Source organism: Orbaceae bacterium lpD02 (assembly GCA_036251875.1).
Taxonomy (GTDB): Bacteria; Pseudomonadota; Gammaproteobacteria; order Enterobacterales; family Orbaceae; genus Orbus; species Orbus sturtevantii.
In genome coordinates this window covers 1007468-1026859 of record CP133960.1, presented here as the reverse complement: position 1 = coordinate 1026859, position 19392 = coordinate 1007468, and the positions used below count along the sequence as shown (strand labels likewise).

Genomic DNA, 19392 nt, shown 5'->3' with positions numbered 1-19392 from the left:
TGATTTTAAACAAATCGACAACTTATATTTTAGTTTTATTGATGTCGCGGGTAAATGATTATTATATCTGCGAAAACAGTCTCAAATATAAACTCTACTTAAGGAGGATCTTGTATTTCTTTCTACTCTTAGAATAGTTATTATGATTTATAGGTATCAAGATTATGAATTCATCTGGTTTCTCGCTCTTAGAATTGCTTATTGTAATAATTATCATGTCAATAGTGGCCGTGGTCGGTGTAGGTAGTTGGCGTGATTTACAAGCTAGAAGTGAGCTTTCATCAGTAACCCGTGGGGTGATGCAATTTTTAAATGCCGTTAAAATAGATGCAAATTTGTATAACTATAACCAAAGTATATACCTTTTAAAAAAGAGTGAATATGATTGGTGCTTGGTCGCAAGTGAAAAAAATAAACCAGCTAGTTGCCAAACTAAATTTAATTTTATTCCTAAAACTGGATTTATTGAGTTAGGAGGTTTAAAAGCAGATGCTCCGTTAGTATTTTATGGACGACGAAATTCGGCTAAAGCGGCAACGATTCGCTTAAAAAATAAGATTGGCGAGAGTAGAATTATTATTTCGTTACCAGGGCGAATTCGTTATTGTAGTTATGATACTTATTTAGCTGGATTTCATCAATGCTAAATCGAGGCTTTTCCCTATTTGAAATGCTACTCAGCTTAGCTCTCACGTCTTTGATTATGTTAAGTATTGTCGCTTTTTATCCCAAATTCAATTTGGCAATAATAAAAATCTATCAGCAAAATCGTTTAGAAGAAGCGACTAATCAAGCCTTATATGGATTAATTAAAGATATTCGGCGTGCTGGTTTTATCGCTAATTCGAAAACAAATATAACCAAACCTGCAATAGAAATTAATTCAACAGGAGACTGTATAATTTTACGTTATGATGCGACAAGTAGTGGCAAATGGCGTTATGATTTATCTAATCCTCAACGCTCAGATGTTTTTGCATATCGCTATTATAAAAATAGCTTAGATGCCCAATCAGGCATAAATAATTGCCATAGCACTCAGACGCGTTGGGACAAATTATTTGATCCAAATGAAATAGATATTATCCATTTCCAAGCAAAGCAGTATTTACATTATACCGAGCTAAATATTGCAGTTCAGTTAAAGCACTATCCTACAGCTCGTTACCAAGCCGTTTATTATGTTAAAAACCAAAATAGCTAAAACTTCACTACAGAATTGCCAAGGATTTAGCGCGCTTGGCATGGCGATGATTCTACTATTGCTCGGAGGAATACTTATTGCTGAGTTTGGTCGAACCTCTTTTTTAGCACAAAAAAAAATGATTTATAAAAAACAATACTATATTGCTGAAAATCGAGCACTATCCTCGATACAATGGGCCATTACGTTAGCATGGTCAGAACCAACACAGCTTTGGCAGTGTCAACGTTTAGCTTCTCTAGAACTTAATGCATGCATTAAAAAATCTAGTTTATCGACGGGACCTTATGTCATTATTCGTGGTACGTTTGAGCAAATAAAGCGTTACCATTTAGCGACATACAATCAGCATAATGGTTTATTATCAATTGAAAATGGGCATTGGCTAGATTATTGCCCAGATAATAGAGAATCTAACTGCGATGAATAGTCAATACGAAAAAATGGCTGGCTCATCATTATTTGAGGTATTGATAGCCACTCTGATCATCTGTAGCATTATGTTGGGGCTAATTAATTTGCAGTCGACTTTATCGACTAATATTGATCTGGCAAATAAAAAGTCACATGCAGAACAAATGGCTTTTCAGCTATTAGATGTCTATCCTGATTCGATAGCGGTAAAGTTACCTAATGGTTGGCAATATCAAGTAAATAAAACAAAATATAATTATCATTGCGATATTGTAAAAGTCATTATTCAACCTCTCTTTGGTAATAGCATTAGCCAAGAGAGGTTATTTTGTCAGCAAGATAAATAAATTTTATGCTTTGGTGGCTGGTCGCTTAGTGCGACGTTGGTTAAATTGGCGCGGAGTTTTTGGTTTAGGTAGATCTGTTAATAAAGCGCTAGGGTCATAGTGACTAACCGGTATTGCATGTTCAATTGCAATCTCAATGGCGGGTAGATTATGTGCATATTTCTCACAGGCAAATGAAATCGAGTGACCATCATCGCCGGCTCGACCCGTCCTACCGATGCGATGACGGTAATCATCACTATCATCAGGGAGATCATAGTTAAAGACATGAGTAACATGCGGAATATGCAATCCCCTGGCTGCTACATCTGTCGCGACTAAAATATCCAAATCGCCTTGCGTAAATTTTTCAAGTACAGCGAGGCGTTTTTTCTGTGCTATATCACCATTAAGTAAACCAACACGAAGACCATCAGCGGCTAGGTGACGCCAGATTTTTTCACAGGCGATTTTAGTATTAGCAAAAATAATAGCGCGATCTGGCCATTCTTCTTCAATAAGGGTTTGTAATAATGCTAGCTTATCTTCATTAGATGGAAAAAATAACTCTTCTTTAATTCGATGACCAATTTTTTGCTCAGGTTCAACTTCGATATATTTAGGTTCATTCATATGCTCAAATGCGAGTTCTCTAACATTATGAGATAAGGTCGCCGAAAATAACATGGTAAGTCGTTTTTTCGGTGGGGTCATGTGGCGAAATAGCCAACGAATATCACGAATAAATCCTAAATCAAACATTCGATCTGCTTCATCTAATACAACAACTTGTACAGCTTCTAAATTGATGTAGTCTTGCTTTGCATAATCAATTAACCGTCCGGTCGTTGCAATCAAGATATCGACGCCATCAGCGAGTACTTTTAGTTGTTTATCATAGCCATCCCCACCAAATGCTAAGCCTAAACGTAGGTTTGCAATATCGGCAAAAATTTGAGCATCATTGTGAATTTGCACAGCAAGCTCTCTCGTCGGAGCTATAATTACTGCTCTTGGTTGATTTTTTTTACGACCTTCAGGAGCCGCATTATTCAATAAATAGTTGAACGTTGCTGTTAAAAATGCAATTGTTTTTCCTGTGCCGGTTTGTCCTTGTCCTGCTATATCAAGTCCTTTTAGAGTAAAAGCTAAAGACTGTTCTTGAATTGGGGTACAATAAGAAAAACCATTTTTTTGCAATGCATTGAGCACAAACGGATGTAAGTCAAATTGTTCAAAAAGAGTTTGAGTAAGATAGGATTGTGCCATAAGTTGTTTTACATAATATGAATTTTTCAAAAATTGTTGTAATTATAACACATTAAATAAAAATACCGTACTAATTATTCTTTCCTATTATTTCAATTAGTAGTGAAAAAAAAAAATTTAGCATAAAATTTATCTAAAATACTTAAGTATACTTGTGAATAATATAATAATTGACTTTGTGGAGAACAAAATGAGCAGTTTTACCGTTTCATTAGCAGAAACTGATTTTGACAAAATAGTTATAAATAATGATAAGCCAGTTCTAGTTGATTTTTGGGCTGATTGGTGTGGCCCATGTAAAATGATTGCGCCTATTCTTGAAGAGATAGCTCAGGAGTATGGTGAACAGTTGGTAGTGGCTAAATTAAATGTTGATCAAAATCCATCTATTTCGCCAAAATTTGGAATTAGAGGGATCCCAACATTATTACTATTCAAAAATGGTAGTGTTGTTGCAACTCAAGTTGGAGCACTCTCTAAATTACAGCTAAAAACTTTTTTAGATAATCATCTTTAATATCATTTATTCCCTTTGCTTGCAGGCAAAGGGAATATCAGTTTGATTTTATTCCCATTACTCTTATTGAATTTTTCTGCTTGAGCGAGTTAAACTAGCTATCGGTTTATGCTGAAATTAAACTCGGAGGAGAAAATGTATCAATCTATATTAGTGCCTATTGATATTATAGAAAAAGAATTGACTAAAAAAGTGCTTCCTCATGTTACTTATTTAGCCAAGTTGTCCAATGCAAAAGTCAAGTTTTTTCATGTTTTACCTGTGGCCTCAGCAATTGTTAATGCATATTCATTTGGTTTTGATGAATTTAAAGATAAGGCGACAGTTCAGGCTGAAAAGTGGCTAGTCGAGTTAATTAATGATATTGATTTACCAAAAGACAATTTATCTTATGCTATTGCTTTTGGTAACCCTCGTGATGAAATTTTATCTATTGCCAGTGAGCTACAACCTGATTTGATTGTGCTTGGCTCTAGAAGACCAAATATATCAACTCATTTGCTGGGCTCTAATGCTTCAGCGGTCGTAAGATATGCAAAAACACCAGTATTAGTTATTCGCTAACAATATGAGAACTTTAACGATAGATGGGTAATTGATAATGATAATTGTTTTTATTTGTCTATCGTTATATATTATAGAGCTAATATACGATTGTTATTGCTATTAAAATAGTATTATTAACTTATTTTTATATCGAAATTTCTGTATAATGCAACATTTACAGTGTATAAGCTGATATTTATATTGCTTTATCAAATTTAAGTTAACAATCATATTTTAATCAATATATAATATCAATAAATTATAAGAGCAGCTGTTATGAAAGAGTTTGATTGGCCTATAAGGGTTTATTATGATGATACAGACGCAGGTGGCGTTGTTTACCATGCTCGTTACCTAGCTTTTTATGAGCACGCAAGAACTGAGATGCTGAGACAATTTAACATTAATCAGCAATTTTTACTGGAAAACCATGCTGTTGCCTTTGTGGTAAAAAAAATGAGCATTGACTACGTTTATCCTGCTCGTTTAGATAATTTATTAATTGTGCGCAGTGAAATTGAAAGTATTAAACGCGCTTCCTTAGTATTTAGACAAAAAATTATTGATGAGAATGGTCTTTTATACAGTAGTGCACAGGTCGTTATCGCTTGCGTTGATCTTAATAAAAAGAAACCATGTATGTTTCCTGAGTTATTTATTTCGGAGTTTAATAAGTGGAAAATATGAATATTGTTGATTTGTTCTTAGGGGCAAGTCTTTTAGTTCAATTTATAATGTTAATATTACTAGGCTTTTCTGTGGCATCTTGGGCGGTGATCTTTCAGCGTAGTCGTATTTTAACGAAAGCAAAAAAACAAATAGATGATTTTGATGAACAATTTTGGTCTACAGAGGATCTCAAATCACTTTACAGTGAAACAGATAAAAATAAAGATAATATTACGGGAACCGAGCATATTTTTTATTCTGGTTTTAAAGAGTTTTCTCGCCTATATAAAATTAATCCTAATATGCCAAATGCCGCACTTGATGGCGCCTCGAGAGCAATGCGTTTATCGATGAATCGTGAGCTTGATATGCTTGAACAAAATATTCCATTGTTAGGTACCGTGGGATCAATTAGCCCATATATTGGCTTATTTGGTACAGTTTGGGGTATAATGCACGCTTTTATCGCTTTAGGGGCAGTAAAGCAAGCTACGCTGCAAATGGTCGCTCCAGGTATTGCTGAAGCCTTGATTGCAACCGCAATAGGTCTTTTTGCTGCGATACCTGCTGTAATGGCATTTAATCGATTGACATTAAAAGTTAGCCGTCTTGAGCAAAATTTTTTAAATTTTATTGATGAGTTTTCAGCAATATTACAACGTCAAGCCGTTGCTGTCAGGAAATAATTGATATGAGTCGCAGATCACGTTATGCCACTAAATCTGAAATAAATATTGTACCATTGCTGGATGTTCTCTTGGTGCTAGTGCTCATTTTTATGGCAACAGCGCCAATAATTAGCCAAAGTGTTGAGGTTGATCTCCCTGAAGCATCAGAGTCGCAAACTGTTGCATCATCAGAAAGTAAACCGATTATTATTGAAGTTGCAGGGATTGGTGTGTATACCTTAATTATCGACCAAGACAGGCAGTCTGATTTACCTAAAGAGCAGATTATCGCTGAGGTAAAACAGCAATTAATGGCTAATGATAAAGCGGTATTTCTAGTGGGAGGATCAAAAAATGTTCCTTATGAAGAAATCATTAATGCACTTAATTTGTTACAAACTGCGGGTGTTAAATCTGTAGGATTAATGACGCAACCAATGTAGATTTATTTGTTTTGAGCAAATAGATCTTTTTTAATAGTAGAATATTATGAGCAATAAAATGGAGCTTAGTTGAAATACCTTTTATGCCAAAGAAAATAAACTCTAGGTTTAGCCTTTCACTTACAACGTCTATCTTATTACATCTAGGCGTGATTATTATGCTTGCTTATAGTGCATGGCACTACTCTTCTATCGATCGTGGCAATGCTCAAAGTCAATCAATTGAGGCAATAATGGTTGATAGTAATATTATGTCAGAGCAGTATCAGCGACAGCTACAGCATCGAGTGAGTAGCCAGCAAGTTAAACAGCAACAACAAGCGCAAATCGAAAAGCAAGCGCAAGATTTGCAGCAGCAGCAGCTTGCGGAGCAACAACGGTTAAAAACATTAGAAAAAGAACGATTATTAGCAGTTGATAAGCAGAGACAACAAGAAGAAAAAGCTAAAATGGAGCTTAAAGAGCAGCAAGAACAAGCTTTAATTGCAAAACAGCAAGCAGAGCTCGCGACACAGAAAGCTTTAGCAGAGGCGGAGCAAGCAAGACAAGAGGTTGAAAAACAAAAACAACAGCTAGAACAACAACGCTTAAAAGTCGAGCAAGAGAACCAAAAAAAGCAAAAAGCAGCCCAAGAAGCTAAACGAAAAGCAGCAGAAGAGAAACAACAACGGGAAGCTCTTGATGATATTTTAGGCGGATTAACATCTAATGTGCCTAAATCACAACAAGGGGTATCAACTGCTGATTTTGAACAATTTAAATCGCAAATAAATAATGCTATTAGTAATAAATTTATTAATCCTAAACTTTATAGCGGTAAAAATTGTGTGCTGGCAATCGAAATAGCTTCAGATGGACTTTTATTGAGTGTCACCGCAAAAGAGGGCGATCCAATACTTTGTCGTGAAGCGATTTCAGCGACTAAATTAGCAACGCTGCCTAAAGCTAAAAATAGCCAATTGTACCAACGAGTAAAAAGCTTGGAGATTGATTTTAGGCCAAATTAATAAATTTACATTAATTGATCATTTTTTTTACAGTTTTTAACAAAAAAAGCTTATATTATAGACAAAGATATTTCAATGCTTGATATAGCTTATAATTTTAGTGTTTAACTTGGATATAACCATAAATTTGTAATAAAGGATTTTATAATGATACGATTTTCATATCGCTTTTTGATGAGCTGTTTCATTCTCTTTTATACAGCAATTTGTATTGCCGATGTTCGTATTATTATTACGGACGGAGTTAATACAGCCAAGCCGATTGCTGTTGTTCCCTTTAAATGGAATGGTAATGGCGAACCGCCACAAAAAATTGAAGAAATTATTGCGTCAGATTTGCGTAATAGTGGTAAATTTAACCCGATTGATACGCGAAAAATGCCGCAACTGCCAGCAACTGCTTCGGCTGTTATCGCCAAAGAATGGAGTGATCTCGGGATTGATGCCGTTGTTGTCGGTTCGATACAGCCCGATGCGTCTGGCAATTATTTAGTTAGTTATCAATTAGTCGACACCGTAAACAATCCTGGTGCAATCTTGGCACAAAATCAATATTCTATTGCTGAGCGCTGGTTGCGTTATGCTGCCCATACCGCCAGTGATGAAATATTTGAAACCTTGACAGGAATTAAAGGTGCTTTTAGGACTCGCATTGCATATATAGTAAGAATGAATAGTGGTCCATATACTCATGAACTCAGAGTAGCAGATTATGATGGGTTTGATCAGATAACGGTTCATCGCTCTAATCAACCACTGATGTCACCGGCCTGGTCGCCGGATGGTAAAAAACTGGCTTATGTTACCTTTGAAAGCGGTCGCTCAGCTTTAGTCATGAAAACGCTTGAAACTGGCACGCTGGAAACAATTGCATCATTTCCTCAACATAATGGCGCACCATCATTTTCACCTGATGGAACAAAACTTGCGTTTGCTTTATCAAAAGAGGGCAGTTTAAATCTCTATGTAATGGATTTAGCAACCAAAGAAATTAAACGAATTACATCAGGGCGTAGTAATAATACAGAACCAACATGGATGCCTGATAATAATACATTAGTGTATACCTCAGATCAGACGGGGCGGCCGCAACTTTACTCTATTACTATCGACGGCGGTATTGCGCAACGGTTAACATGGGATGGCTCTCAAAATCAAAATGGTAATGTGGCATCAGATGGTAGCTTTATCGCTATGATTTCAACGAATAATGGCAATCAACAAGTCACTAAGCTTGAATTATCATCAAATACTTATCAGACCTTAACTGACACATTTTTAGATGAAACACCGAGTATTTCACCAAACGGAACGATGATCATCTACAGTTCGACTCAAGGGCTTGGGACGACTTTAAATCTTGTTTCAACTGATGGTAACTTTAAAGCAAAACTTCCGGGAACCGATGGACAAGTAAAATTTCCAGCATGGTCACCTTATCTATAGTGAGCTTTTGTAGGTATATAATATGAGCCCGAGTGGTAAAAATAGACAATCGTTAGTTAATTTGCTTCGGGCGTGTGATTTGGATTTTTGCATCTCATATATCTTAATATAACGAAAATAATTAAATGCTTATTAAAATTTTATCAAAATAAATTCATATAACATTAATAACTAATAAAATTAAAAGGAGTAGTAAATGCATTTTTCAAAATTACTTAAAAGCGCTGTGATTATTCTTCCATTAATTGCAGTGACAGCATGTACATCATCAAATCCAACAAACAAAGATCGTACATCATCGGATTCATCTAGCATATTTAACTCGGGTAGTTTAACAGAAGCACAGCAGCTTCAAGAATTACAAGTAGCCAATACGGTTTATTTTGATTTTGATAAATATAATGTTAACTCGGAATACTCTAAGGTATTGGATTCTCATGCCGAATTTTTACGTTCGCGACCTTCATTTACGATTGTTATTGAAGGGCACGCTGATGAGCGTGGCACGCCAGAATACAATATTGCTTTAGGTGAACGTCGCGCAACTGCAGTTAAAGCTTATTTACAAGGTCGAGGGGTTCCGGCAAGCCAAATGTCAATCGTCTCTTATGGTAAGGAAAAACCAGCTGTATTAGGTCACGATGCCAAAGCGTATGAAAAAAATCGTCGAGCAGTAATTGTTTATTAATTAAATTATCGTTTGGTCTGTCTATAATAACGGTCGCAGCAAGCGACCGTTATTGTTTGTAATAACTAAAAAAATGATATACTGATCAACAGATACACTTTAGAAAGGTTTAGATTTATGTATAAAAAAATTATATTATTGTTCGTGCTATCTTTGCCATTTTATAGTTATGCTGACTCAGAACTAGAGCGCATCGTTGAAGCACAAGGGCAATTGTTAACTGATTCTCAACAAAAAATTAGTAACTTACAAGATGAAGTCGATCAGTTACGCGGGCAATTGGAACAAACTGCTTACCAGTTGAATCAAACAATTGAGCGGCAAAAAACAATTTTACAACAACTCAATAATCAAGCTCCTGTTCAGCAAAATGTTACCGCAAATAACAGTTCAACATTATCTGGTTGGTCTGCATCTGGCAATGATAAAGATGATTATAATTTTATCATCAAGTTTGTGATGAGTGGTAAAGAGCCAAAAGACTCAATAACTGCGCTCCAGCAGTTTTTAAAAGATTATCCTAAGTCGACATATTCTGCCAATGTCAATTATTGGTTAGGTCAGCTTTGCTATAACCAAGGTAGAAAAGATGATGCTTCATTTTATTATGCAACAGTAGTAAAAAATTTTCCTAAATCACCTAAAGCGGCGGATAGCTTATATAAAGTTGGACTTATTTTGCTGGAAAAAGGTGATAAAGTTAAAGCTAAAGCGGTATTTAAACAAGTTATCAATCAGTACCCTAATGATAAAAAGACGATCGCGTCAGCAAATAGTAAGCTGGCAACACTAGGTTGAGTGGCTAAATAACAACCTATTGGGCAAGTTTATGGTAAAAAAGGGTTGCATCCAACAGTAATCAACAGTATTATGCAACCCGAAATCGCTTGGGTCGTTAGCTCAGTCGGTAGAGCAGCGGACTTTTAATCCGTTGGTCGAAGGTTCGAATCCTTCACGACCCACCAAGATTTCGTACAGTCACCTAATGGTGATTTTTTTATGTCTATTGTTTATAACACCAACTGATAATACCAGAATCAATTGATTTTTAGATTAATCGCTTTATTTTAAACTTTGTTTTATGATAAATTCCAATTTCCTTTGTTCTTCGATGGCACAACATAATGAAATTAGAGCAAATAGCACAGTTAGCAGGTGTTTCAAGAACCACAGCTAGTTATGTTATAAATGGTAAAGCAAAGCAATACCGCGTCAGCGACAAAACGATTGCAAAAGTGATGGAAGTTGTAAAAAAATATAACTTTCAACCAAATGCGGTTGCTGCAGGTTTAAGAGTTGGTAAAACCAATTCAATTGGCTTAATCATTCCCGATCTAGAAAACATCAGCTACACTAAAATTGCCAACCATTTAGAACACAGAGCGCGTCAAGCTGGCTATCAATTACTTATTTCCTGTTCTGAAGACGATATGGAAATTGAAAAACAGTGTATATTACATCTCAAGCAGCGACATGTTGACGCGATTATTGTGTCGTCTTCATTTATCGCTGATCACGCTTTTTATGATAACTGGGACAATAATCTCATCCCGATATTAGCCCTAGATAGACCGCTATCAGCGACTAAATTTAGCAGTATTTTAGGTACCGACCAAATTGATGCTCACGCATTAACTAAAGAGTTCATTAAATATATAGACGACAGTATTGTTTATATTGGTGCACTGCCTGATATGACAATTAGCCATGCTAGGGAAGAAGGTTTTAACGATGCTATTGGTGGTAAACATAAAACAGTAAGTTACCTATATGCAAAAGATTATACACGAAACTCTGCGGCAGAACTATTTTATCAATATTTAGAAAATCATTCAGTACCACAAGCCCTGTTTTTAACTTCATTTTCACTGTTACAGGGCGTGATTGATGCCATCTTAAGCCTACACGGAGCATTACCAAAAAATATGGTCATTGCAACATTTGGTGATAGTGAGTTACTTGATTTTTTACCTTGCAAAGTGATCAGTTTAGCTCAAAACCATAAACGAATTGCCGAAATAACGGTGGAGACACTACTGGTTAATCTTAATAATCAAAATACTTATCAACCAGGGCATACCAAAATTAAACGGAATCTCCACTATCGAGGCCGCTTTAATCAAAAACTATTATCTTAGGGATGACGCGTAAACTGTGATGGTTATCTCATTCTAATTATTAATCGGCAAAAAATATTTGCTAATTAAATAAATTATTTGCAATATAGCTGAAACGATTCAACACTTAATAAGTTATCAGTTAGTAACCGATATATTGAATTAAGTTTAAAGTTAAAAAAGAGGTATGTATGCTCCAGCTCACAAAAGATGATATCTATCTTGATCAACAAGCTGATAATAAACAAGACGCTATCAAAAAAATAGCTAATGCATTGACTCAACACCAACTTGTCGAGCAAGGGTATGTTGATGGTATGTTGGCGCGCGAAGCGCAGGCTGCCACTTATCTTGGTAGCGGTATCGCTATTCCCCATGGTACAACAACCACCCGCCATTTAGTAAAAAAAACTGGCGTACAGGTTTTTTATTTTCCTGCTGGCGTTGTTTGGGGCGATGATGGCGAAAAAGCCTATATTGCAATTGGCATAGCGGCAAGTTCAGATGAACATTTAACTATTTTACGTCAATTAACCCATGTTCTAGGCGATGATGATGTAGAAGATCGCATAAAACACATTAAAACGGTCGATGATGTTATCGCCTTACTTACCGGTCAACATAAAGAAGTGGTTAATGAAAATATCTTATCAGATGAACTTATTTTATTAGATATTCCTGCTGATAGTTTGGATATGTTACAAGCCCTCAATGTGTCAAGATTAAAACGTTTTAATGCCATCAATACCGATTTTATTGCTCAGTCACTTGAGCAAAAACCGTGTTATCTTGGTCAGGGTGTTTGGTTAAATGACGGTAATGAAGGTAACCAAAAAGATGCTATTGCAATTAGTCGAACGAGCAATACTATTCATGAGGCAGATAAACCCGTTAAATTGCTTATTACCGTGTCAGCTAAAACCAATGCGCTTGATGCAATAATTAACCGATTGGCTGAAATGAGTTATCATCAACAATTAGCTCAGCTACATAGCGCCACTAAAACACAAATCCATCAGCTACTAGTAAAACAAGACTTAACCACCGAAAATCAAGACAACGCAGTCAATAACGAACAACGTACTAATATAGCAAGTGATGCTAATAAGGTATCAATTACGGCTGAATTCACCGTTACCAATCCTCATGGCTTACATACCAGGCCCGCTTCTGTATTGGTTAAACTCGTTAAACAGTTTACTAGTAGTATCACCGTTGCAAATCTAGATGGCAATGCTAATCCCGTTAGTGCAACTAGTCTGATGAAAATAGTGGCAATTGGTGCCAAAAAAGGTAGCCGATTACAATTTATTGCCAATGGCGAGGATGCAAAACAAGCGATTGAAGCCATTGGTAAAGCAATTAATGATGGATTAGGAGAGTAAATAATGGCGAACAAAATTGCTACATTTACCTTAAATCCGGCTTACGACTTGCTTGGATTTTGTCCCAAAATTGAATTAGGTGATGTTAACTTAGTTAAAACAACAGGATTATTACCCGCCGGTAAAGGTATTAATGTTGCTAAAGTACTTTGTGATTTAAATCATAAAGTCACTGCTAGTGGTTTTCTCGGTAAAACTAACAATGATGGTTTTACCGCGTTATTTTCTGCATTAAATCTAGATAATAAATTTCAGCTAGTTGAAGGTCGAACACGGATTAATGTTAAGTTAACCGAACAAAATAGCGATGTTACGGATCTTAATTTTTCCGGTTTTACCGTTAGTAAAAACGATTGGCAGCAATTTGTTGAGCAGTCACTGATATGGTTGGCTGATTTTGACATGGTCATTATTAGTGGTAGCTTGCCTGAGGGGATCGCTTTAGACGATTTTACTCACTGGATTGAAAACGTCAAACGCATCTGTCCAAAGATTATCTTTGATAGTAGCCGCTCAGCGCTTATAGCGGGTTTAAAAGCTAAGCCATGGTTAATTAAACCAAATGACAAAGAACTCGAAATGCTAGTGGGCCACCCTTTGCCAACGCAGACAGATATTAAGGGGGCCGCAATGAGCATTGTAGAACAAGGCATTGATAACGTAATCGTATCACTTGGGAGCAAAGGTGCGTTATGGGTCACTAAGCATGAATCATGGCTAGCAAAGCCGCCTAGGTGCGAAGTGGTGAGTACAGTTGGAGCCGGCGACTCGATGGTTGCAGGGCTGGTTCATGGTTTACTATCAAACTATTCAATTAAAGATACGCTCGTTTTTGCATCGGCGATTGCCGCGTTATCGGTTAGTCAACCGGGTGTCGGCGTATCCGATCAAGCAAAACTAAATCGTATTCTTGAAAAAATAGACGTAATGGCAGGATAGGAGAAAATATGAACATATATATTGTTAAGGCAAGCCAACTTGGCCCAGTAAATGGACGCTTGGCAAACGCAGAGTTAGCCTTAGCTGCAAAAGAGTTGAATATTACACTTGTTAATAAAATTGATTTAGCCGATGTGACGATTTTAATGGGGCAAGGAGATACAGCCGATGTCAGCATTATTGGTAAAAAAGTCTACACTGTCGCTAACTTAGATGAAGTGTACGCTGATCCTAAAAAAGTATTATTAGATGCGCCAACTCAAGCGGTCATTTACGAACGCTCAATGCAAGTTACGCCGACTAGATCAAATAGTGAAACCAAACGTATTGTTGCGATAACCGCTTGCCCAACGGGCGTCGCACATACATTTATGGCGGCAGAGGCCATTGAAGCAGAAGCGAAAAAACGTGGTTGGTGGTGTAAAGTAGAAACCCGTGGATCAGTAGGGGTGGGCAATGAGCTAACGGCAGAAGATGTGGCCTCTGCAGATATTGTGATAGTTGCCTGTGATATTGATGTTGATTTAAGTAAGTTTGCTGGCAAACTGATGTATCGCACCAAAACTGGGCCAGCACTAAAAAAGACCGCCCAAGAGTTTGATAAAGCGTTTAACGAAGCCGTTATTTATCAACCCATTTCATCGACAACATCATCCGTTACCTCCCAAGAAAAGAAAAATGCCTATAAACATTTGTTAACGGGTGTCTCTTATATGCTACCGATGGTGGTTGCCGGTGGGCTTATCGTTGCATTATCATTCGCGGTAGGCGGGATCTTGCAAGAAGGTGCATTAGCCCAGGCTCTTGGTAAAATTGGTGGTGGAACTGCGCTTGCCTTAATGGTTCCGGTTCTGGCTGGTTATATTTCATTTTCGATTGCGGATCGTCCCGGTTTAGTTCCTGGTTTAATCGGTGGAATGCTTGCCACATCAATTGGCGCAGGATTTTTAGGTGGCATTGTAGCGGGCTATTTAGCGGGCTACTTAACGTTATTACTAATTAAAACAATTAAGCTGCCCCAAAGCCTTGAAGCATTAAAACCAATTTTGATTCTACCGCTTTTATCAAGCTTAATCGTTGGTTTAGCGATGATATTTATATTAGGCGAGCCAATTGCCTATATAATGAAAGCATTAGAAGCTTGGCTCAGCGGGATGCAAACCGCTAATGCGGTTATACTTGGTGCAATTTTAGGCGGGATGATGTGCATTGATATGGGCGGGCCAATTAATAAAGTCGCCTATGCCTTTGGTGTTGGTTTACTTAGTGCTCAGCAATATGCACCGATGGCCGCTGTAATGGCGGGCGGAATGGTACCGCCATTAGCAATGAGTTTAGCCACTTTTATTGCACGCAATAAATTTAGCAAAGCAGAACAAGAAAGTGGCAAAGCGGCATTCGTGCTCGGTTTATGCTTTATTTCTGAAGGGGCGATCCCATTTGCTGCCAGAGATCCACTGCGGGTACTGCCTAGTTGCGTTATTGGTGGTGCCATTACGGGCGGAATGTCATTAGCATTTGGTTCACAATTAATGGCGCCACATGGTGGGTTATTTGTACTGGCAATTCCAGGTGCTATTACGCCAGTTTTCGGTTATCTATTATCGATTGTCGTAGGTTCTGTTGTGGCGGCGGTTATTTACGCGGTGATTAAACGACCTGATGCTAAAGTTGAGCAAGAAGTGATGGCTTAAACATACCGACTATCGACACCGTCAAATTATCGAAAAAGCAAAGTTGAATAACTTTGCTTTTTTATTGCTTATATTTAGCGCTCTTGATTATCTATATTTGTGCTATCTAAATGCGAAATAGTTGTTTCCGTATCTAACGATTATTTGTTGTAATTAGGTCATTCCACTACAAACTAGCGTAGTTAGCGCTACCTTGAGGGGTGATATGCCGCGCATCTTAATTATATTATCGCGAATACTGGTAATACTCTTTACCGCTGTGTCTAACCATAACGCATGGTCAGTTGAATTACTTAATGTCTCTTATGATCCGACGCGTGAGCTTTATAAAGCTTATAATCAAGCCTTTATTCAGCACTGGCAAAATGAAACGGGCGAACAGCTAAGTATCAACAATGCGCATGGCGGGTCAGGTAAGCAAGCACGAGCAGTCATTGATGGCTTACCAGCTGATGTGGTGACATTAGCGTTAGCGGGTGATATTGATGCATTAAATCGTTATCGGCCACTTATTGATAAACAGTGGCAAACTAAGCGACCGAATGACAGTACACCTTATACTTCAACTGTGGTTTTTTTGGTGCGCAAAGGTAATCCTAAGCATATTAACGATTGGGATGATTTAATCAAAGAGGGCGTTGAAGTTATCACACCCAATCCTAAAACATCCGGTGGAGCGCGTTGGAACTTTTTGGCCGCCTGGGCTTATGCTAAAACGCAATATGGTAGCGACGAACAAGCCCAACAATTTGTTAGCAGGCTTTATCAACATGCACCGATTTTAGACACCGGATCGCGAAGTGCCACGATTAGCTTTGTGCAGCGTGAGCTGGGTGATGTATTAATTGCGTGGGAGAACGAAGCTTATCTCGCGCTTGCAGAGCAAGGTGGCGAGCAGTTAGAGATCATCACCCCGTCAATCTCGATTTTAGCCCAGCCGCCAGTTGCTGTTGTCGATCATGTCGTTGATGCCAAAGGAACCCGCAAACAGGCACAAGCTTACCTTGATTATCTTTATAGTGATGAAGCACAACATATCATTGCTAAAAACTATTATCGCCCGATTAATCCGACGATTTTATCGCAATATTCAATACAATTTCCGCCACTAAAATTGGTGACTATCGATGAGTTTTTTGGCGGCTGGCAAAACGTCCAAAAAATCTATTTTGATGAGGGTGCAATATTTGACAGCATATTTGAACAAATAAATGAATGAATGAATAAGGTGCAATATGTCAGCAATATTATCAAACAAAACAGTTCGAATCATACCCGGTTTCAACCTAACACTAGGGTTTACCTTGACATATATCAGCATCATTGTGTTAATCCCGCTATTTTGCCTATTTCTTTACTCGACACAATTATCCTTACCGGGGTGGATAAAATTAATGAGTAGTAAACAGTTTTTAATTGCGCTGTCGTTATCGTTAACAACCTCATTAGCTAGCGCACTGCTAAATAGTTTTATTGGTTTACTATTTGCGTGGGTACTTGTCCGTTACCGTTTTTGCGGGCGCAAACTGATCGATAACTGCATTGATATGCCTTTTGCTTTACCAACAGCGGTTGCCGGTATTGCACTTACTGCTATTTATGCTAAAAACGGACCGATAGGGCAGTTTTTTGCCTTTAAAATTGCCTATACTCCAATTGGCATTACCTTGGCACTATTATTTGTGACATTACCCTTTGTCGTGCGCACACTACAGCCAGTGATTGCCGATTTACCCCGCGAGCAGGAAGAAGCTGCAAGCATTTTAGGCGCAACACCAAGGCAAACTTTTATTTATGTCATTTTACCTGCCATCTTACCTGCTTGGCTTACTGGTTTTACCTTAGCGTTTGCCAGAGGAATAGGCGAGTACGGCTCCGTAGTCTTTATTGCGGGTAATATCCCTTATAAAACCGAAATCCTACCATTATTAATTGTTACCAAATTGGACCAATATGCTTATGAAGCAGCATCTGCAATTGGTATTTGTATGCTTATTATGGCGTTTATTTTGCTATTAATCATGAATCTAATTCAGCGTCGGCTTAATCGTGCGCTAACTAAGGTCAATTAATTAATGAAAATGATGATATATATAAAAAAGAATCTGTTGCCCAGCCAACGACAATTAATAAAGTGCTTGCCGATAATATTGATTTTATTGGCGATAATGCTATTTGTACTGTTACTTGCCTTACCATTATTTATGGTAGTTGCACAAGGGTTAGCAAATGGCTGGAGTGCTTTTTGGCAAGTAATAATGGAATCAGATACCCGATCAGCCTTTAAATTAACGCTACTGGTAACCAGCATTGCGGTACCACTAAATATCGTCTTTGGCATTAGTGCAGCTTGGGTTGTTACCAAATATCAGTTTACAGGTAAACAGCTATTAATAACGATTATTGATCTGCCTTTTTCTATCTCACCAATTGTTGCTGGATTAATTTATGTACTACTTTTTGGTGCACAAAGTTGGTTATATCCTTATTTACAAAGCGTTAATATTCAAATTATTTATGCTATCCCTGGCATTATATTAGCAACGATTTTTGTTTCGGTGCCTTTTGTCGCGCGTGAGTTGATCCCTATTATGCAGCAACAAGGAACGTTAGATGAAGAGGCGGCGACGATACTTGGAGCGAATGGCTGGCAAATCTTTTTCTATGTCACGTTACCCAATATCCGCTGGGCATTAATGCACGGCGTTGTTTTATGTACCGCAAGATCATTAGGCGAGTTTGGTGCGGTATCTATTGTCTCTGGGCATATTCGCGGCTACACCACTACCTTACCATTGCAAATCGAAATTTTATATAACGAATATAATATTGTTGCTGCTTTTAGTGTCGCAATCTTATTGCTTATGATGTCCTTTGTGCTGCTTTTATTGAGGCAGTGGACTGAATACCGTTTATCTCAAGATATTTCAACACATCAATAACAATCGATAAGAGGTTTAATATGGGTATCGTCGCACAAAACATCAACAAACAATTTGGTCAGTTTAAGGCTTTGCACAATATTAATTTTGCCATTAAGCAAGGAGAGCTAGCCGCATTGCTGGGCCCATCTGGCTGTGGCAAAACGACCTTATTACGGCTAATCGCTGGGTTAGAATCTATCACTAACGGGCGAATCTATTTTGATCATCAAGATGTCACGCATTTAAATGCCAAACAGCGGGATATTGGCTTTGTGTTTCAAAATTATGCTCTTTTTCGGCACATGACGGTTGCCGATAATGTTGCGTTTGGCCTAAAAATGAAACCCAAAGCGTTGCGGCATGATGCATCAACGATTAAACAACGGGTTAATGAGCTGCTTGAGCTAGTAAAACTTGATACATTAGCCGCTCGCTATCCAGATCAGCTATCTGGTGGTCAGCGCCAGCGCGTCGCATTGGCCCGTGCGTTAGCCACTAAACCTAAAGTACTACTGCTCGATGAGCCATTTAGTGCATTAGATGCTAAAGTTCGTAAAGCGTTACGACGCTGGTTACGAGACTTTCACCATGAGATTAATGTCACCACTATTTTTGTCACCCATGATCAAGAAGAAGCACTTGAAGTCGCCGATAAAGTTATTTTAATGAACAATGGTCAAATAGAACAAATCGATACTCCACAAAACGTCTACAAGCAACCTAAAACGGCTTTTGTTGCACATTTTCTAGGCGATGTGAATTTACTACATGGCCATATTGATAACAATCGTTTGCACCTAGGTAACTTTGTCAAAGACATGCGTGATCAGGGTAGTTGGCATGACCAAGCTGTCGTTGCCTATGTTCGCCCTCATGAAATCAGTGTATCGGCGCTAGCGACGGGGCATGATCTTATTGGTAAAATTATGCGCTTACATACTGCGGGCCCAACCGTATTTATGGAAATTGCTTTAACTAATCAGTCACAAAATATCGATGTTTCAATTAGCTATCAAGAGTATCAACAAAATCATTTACGAATAGGCGATACCGTCTATCTACAATTGCGCTTAATTAATATATTTGTGCAAGATCAATTGCTTGAATTTATGATTTAAGCCAAATAACAGCAATGG

General features: G+C 37.7%; 22 protein-coding genes and 1 tRNA gene. 22 read left to right on the top strand and 1 reads right to left on the bottom strand.

The annotated features are described in order from the left end of the window. Positions 1-164 precede the first annotated feature (164 nt). The 4 genes from RHO12_04530 to RHO12_04515 are packed head-to-tail and all read left to right on the top strand — an operon-like array spanning position 165 to position 1965. The gene (locus RHO12_04530; GenBank protein WVD67048.1) at positions 165-647 is read left to right on the top strand and encodes a prepilin-type N-terminal cleavage/methylation domain-containing protein; all 483 of its coding nucleotides are present in this window, start codon (positions 165-167) and stop codon (positions 645-647) included. After that, positions 641-1204, top strand: coding sequence for a prepilin peptidase-dependent protein (locus RHO12_04525; GenBank protein ID WVD67047.1), 564 nt, complete (start codon positions 641-643; stop codon positions 1202-1204). The genes RHO12_04530 and RHO12_04525 overlap by 7 nt, the downstream gene beginning before the upstream one ends. Next, positions 1182-1634 carry a DUF2509 family protein gene (locus RHO12_04520; GenBank protein ID WVD67046.1) on the top strand — a complete coding sequence of 151 codons (453 nt, stop codon included), beginning with the start codon at positions 1182-1184 and terminating at the stop codon, positions 1632-1634. The genes RHO12_04525 and RHO12_04520 overlap by 23 nt, the downstream gene beginning before the upstream one ends. Further along, entirely contained in the window at positions 1627-1965 is a 339-nt protein-coding gene (locus RHO12_04515) for a prepilin-type N-terminal cleavage/methylation domain-containing protein (GenBank protein WVD67045.1), read from the top strand. Before RHO12_04520 ends, RHO12_04515 begins: the two co-directional genes overlap by 8 nt. Before the next feature lie 3 nt (positions 1966-1968). Here RHO12_04515 and rhlB read toward each other — a convergent pair whose 3' ends face one another. Further along, entirely contained in the window at positions 1969-3213 is a 1245-nt protein-coding gene (gene rhlB, locus RHO12_04510; GenBank protein ID WVD67044.1) for an ATP-dependent RNA helicase RhlB, read from the bottom strand. 190 nt (positions 3214-3403) lie between these two features. Between rhlB and trxA the strand changes: the two genes are divergently transcribed. The 18 genes from trxA to RHO12_04420 all read left to right on the top strand — a co-directional run bounded on the left by trxA (position 3404) and on the right by RHO12_04420 (position 19374). Next, positions 3404-3730, top strand: a complete 327-nt coding sequence (gene trxA, locus RHO12_04505) for a thioredoxin TrxA (protein WVD67043.1) — start codon at positions 3404-3406, stop codon at positions 3728-3730. A 135-nt stretch (positions 3731-3865) separates the two neighbouring features. Next, on the top strand, positions 3866-4294 hold the full coding sequence (locus RHO12_04500; protein WVD67042.1) for a universal stress protein: 429 nt from the start codon (positions 3866-3868) through the stop codon (positions 4292-4294). Between the two features lie 258 nt (positions 4295-4552). After that, positions 4553-4963 (top strand): tol-pal system-associated acyl-CoA thioesterase, encoded by a 411-nt coding sequence (gene ybgC, locus RHO12_04495; protein WVD67041.1) that lies wholly within the window; start codon positions 4553-4555, stop codon positions 4961-4963. Next, the gene (gene tolQ, locus RHO12_04490; protein ID WVD67040.1) at positions 4960-5631 is read left to right on the top strand and encodes a protein TolQ; all 672 of its coding nucleotides are present in this window, start codon (positions 4960-4962) and stop codon (positions 5629-5631) included. The genes ybgC and tolQ overlap by 4 nt, the downstream gene beginning before the upstream one ends. A 5-nt stretch (positions 5632-5636) precedes the next feature. After that, the gene (gene tolR / locus RHO12_04485) at positions 5637-6056 is read left to right on the top strand and encodes a colicin uptake protein TolR (GenBank protein ID WVD67039.1); all 420 of its coding nucleotides are present in this window, start codon (positions 5637-5639) and stop codon (positions 6054-6056) included. Positions 6057-6214: 158 nt separating this feature from the next. Further along, the gene (gene tolA, locus RHO12_04480; protein WVD67038.1) at positions 6215-7063 is read left to right on the top strand and encodes a cell envelope integrity protein TolA; all 849 of its coding nucleotides are present in this window, start codon (positions 6215-6217) and stop codon (positions 7061-7063) included. Positions 7064-7237: 174 nt separating this feature from the next. After that, positions 7238-8509, top strand: a complete 1272-nt coding sequence (gene tolB, locus RHO12_04475; GenBank protein ID WVD67378.1) for a Tol-Pal system beta propeller repeat protein TolB — start codon at positions 7238-7240, stop codon at positions 8507-8509. Between the two features lie 196 nt (positions 8510-8705). Further along, positions 8706-9197, top strand: coding sequence for a peptidoglycan-associated lipoprotein Pal (gene pal / locus RHO12_04470; GenBank protein ID WVD67037.1), 492 nt, complete (start codon positions 8706-8708; stop codon positions 9195-9197). 117 nt (positions 9198-9314) lie between these two features. Beyond that, positions 9315-9995: a tol-pal system protein YbgF gene (gene ybgF, locus RHO12_04465; protein WVD67036.1), complete on the top strand. Its 681-nt coding sequence runs from the start codon at positions 9315-9317 to the stop codon at positions 9993-9995. 91 nt (positions 9996-10086) lie between these two features. Then, positions 10087-10162, top strand: a tRNA-Lys gene (locus RHO12_04460). Positions 10163-10321: 159 nt separating this feature from the next. Then, complete coding sequence (cra, locus tag RHO12_04455; protein WVD67035.1) at positions 10322-11335, top strand: catabolite repressor/activator; 1014 nt, start codon at positions 10322-10324, stop codon at positions 11333-11335. Positions 11336-11505: 170 nt separating this feature from the next. Beyond that, positions 11506-12699, top strand: a complete 1194-nt coding sequence (gene fruB / locus RHO12_04450) for a fused PTS fructose transporter subunit IIA/HPr protein (protein ID WVD67034.1) — start codon at positions 11506-11508, stop codon at positions 12697-12699. Between the two features lie 3 nt (positions 12700-12702). Then, positions 12703-13638: a 1-phosphofructokinase gene (gene fruK / locus RHO12_04445; GenBank protein WVD67033.1), complete on the top strand. Its 936-nt coding sequence runs from the start codon at positions 12703-12705 to the stop codon at positions 13636-13638. A gap of 8 nt (positions 13639-13646) precedes the next feature. Then, positions 13647-15332 (top strand): PTS fructose transporter subunit IIBC, encoded by a 1686-nt coding sequence (fruA, locus tag RHO12_04440; protein WVD67032.1) that lies wholly within the window; start codon positions 13647-13649, stop codon positions 15330-15332. 205 nt (positions 15333-15537) lie between these two features. Continuing rightward, on the top strand, positions 15538-16551 hold the full coding sequence (locus RHO12_04435; protein WVD67031.1) for a sulfate ABC transporter substrate-binding protein: 1014 nt from the start codon (positions 15538-15540) through the stop codon (positions 16549-16551). A 16-nt stretch (positions 16552-16567) separates the two neighbouring features. Further along, positions 16568-17404 (top strand): sulfate ABC transporter permease subunit CysT, encoded by an 837-nt coding sequence (cysT, locus tag RHO12_04430; protein ID WVD67030.1) that lies wholly within the window; start codon positions 16568-16570, stop codon positions 17402-17404. Positions 17405-17500: 96 nt separating this feature from the next. After that, complete coding sequence (cysW, locus tag RHO12_04425) at positions 17501-18274, top strand: sulfate ABC transporter permease subunit CysW (GenBank protein WVD67029.1); 774 nt, start codon at positions 17501-17503, stop codon at positions 18272-18274. A gap of 20 nt (positions 18275-18294) precedes the next feature. Beyond that, complete coding sequence (locus tag RHO12_04420) at positions 18295-19374, top strand: sulfate ABC transporter ATP-binding protein (GenBank protein ID WVD67028.1); 1080 nt, start codon at positions 18295-18297, stop codon at positions 19372-19374. Positions 19375-19392: the final 18 nt, after the last annotated feature.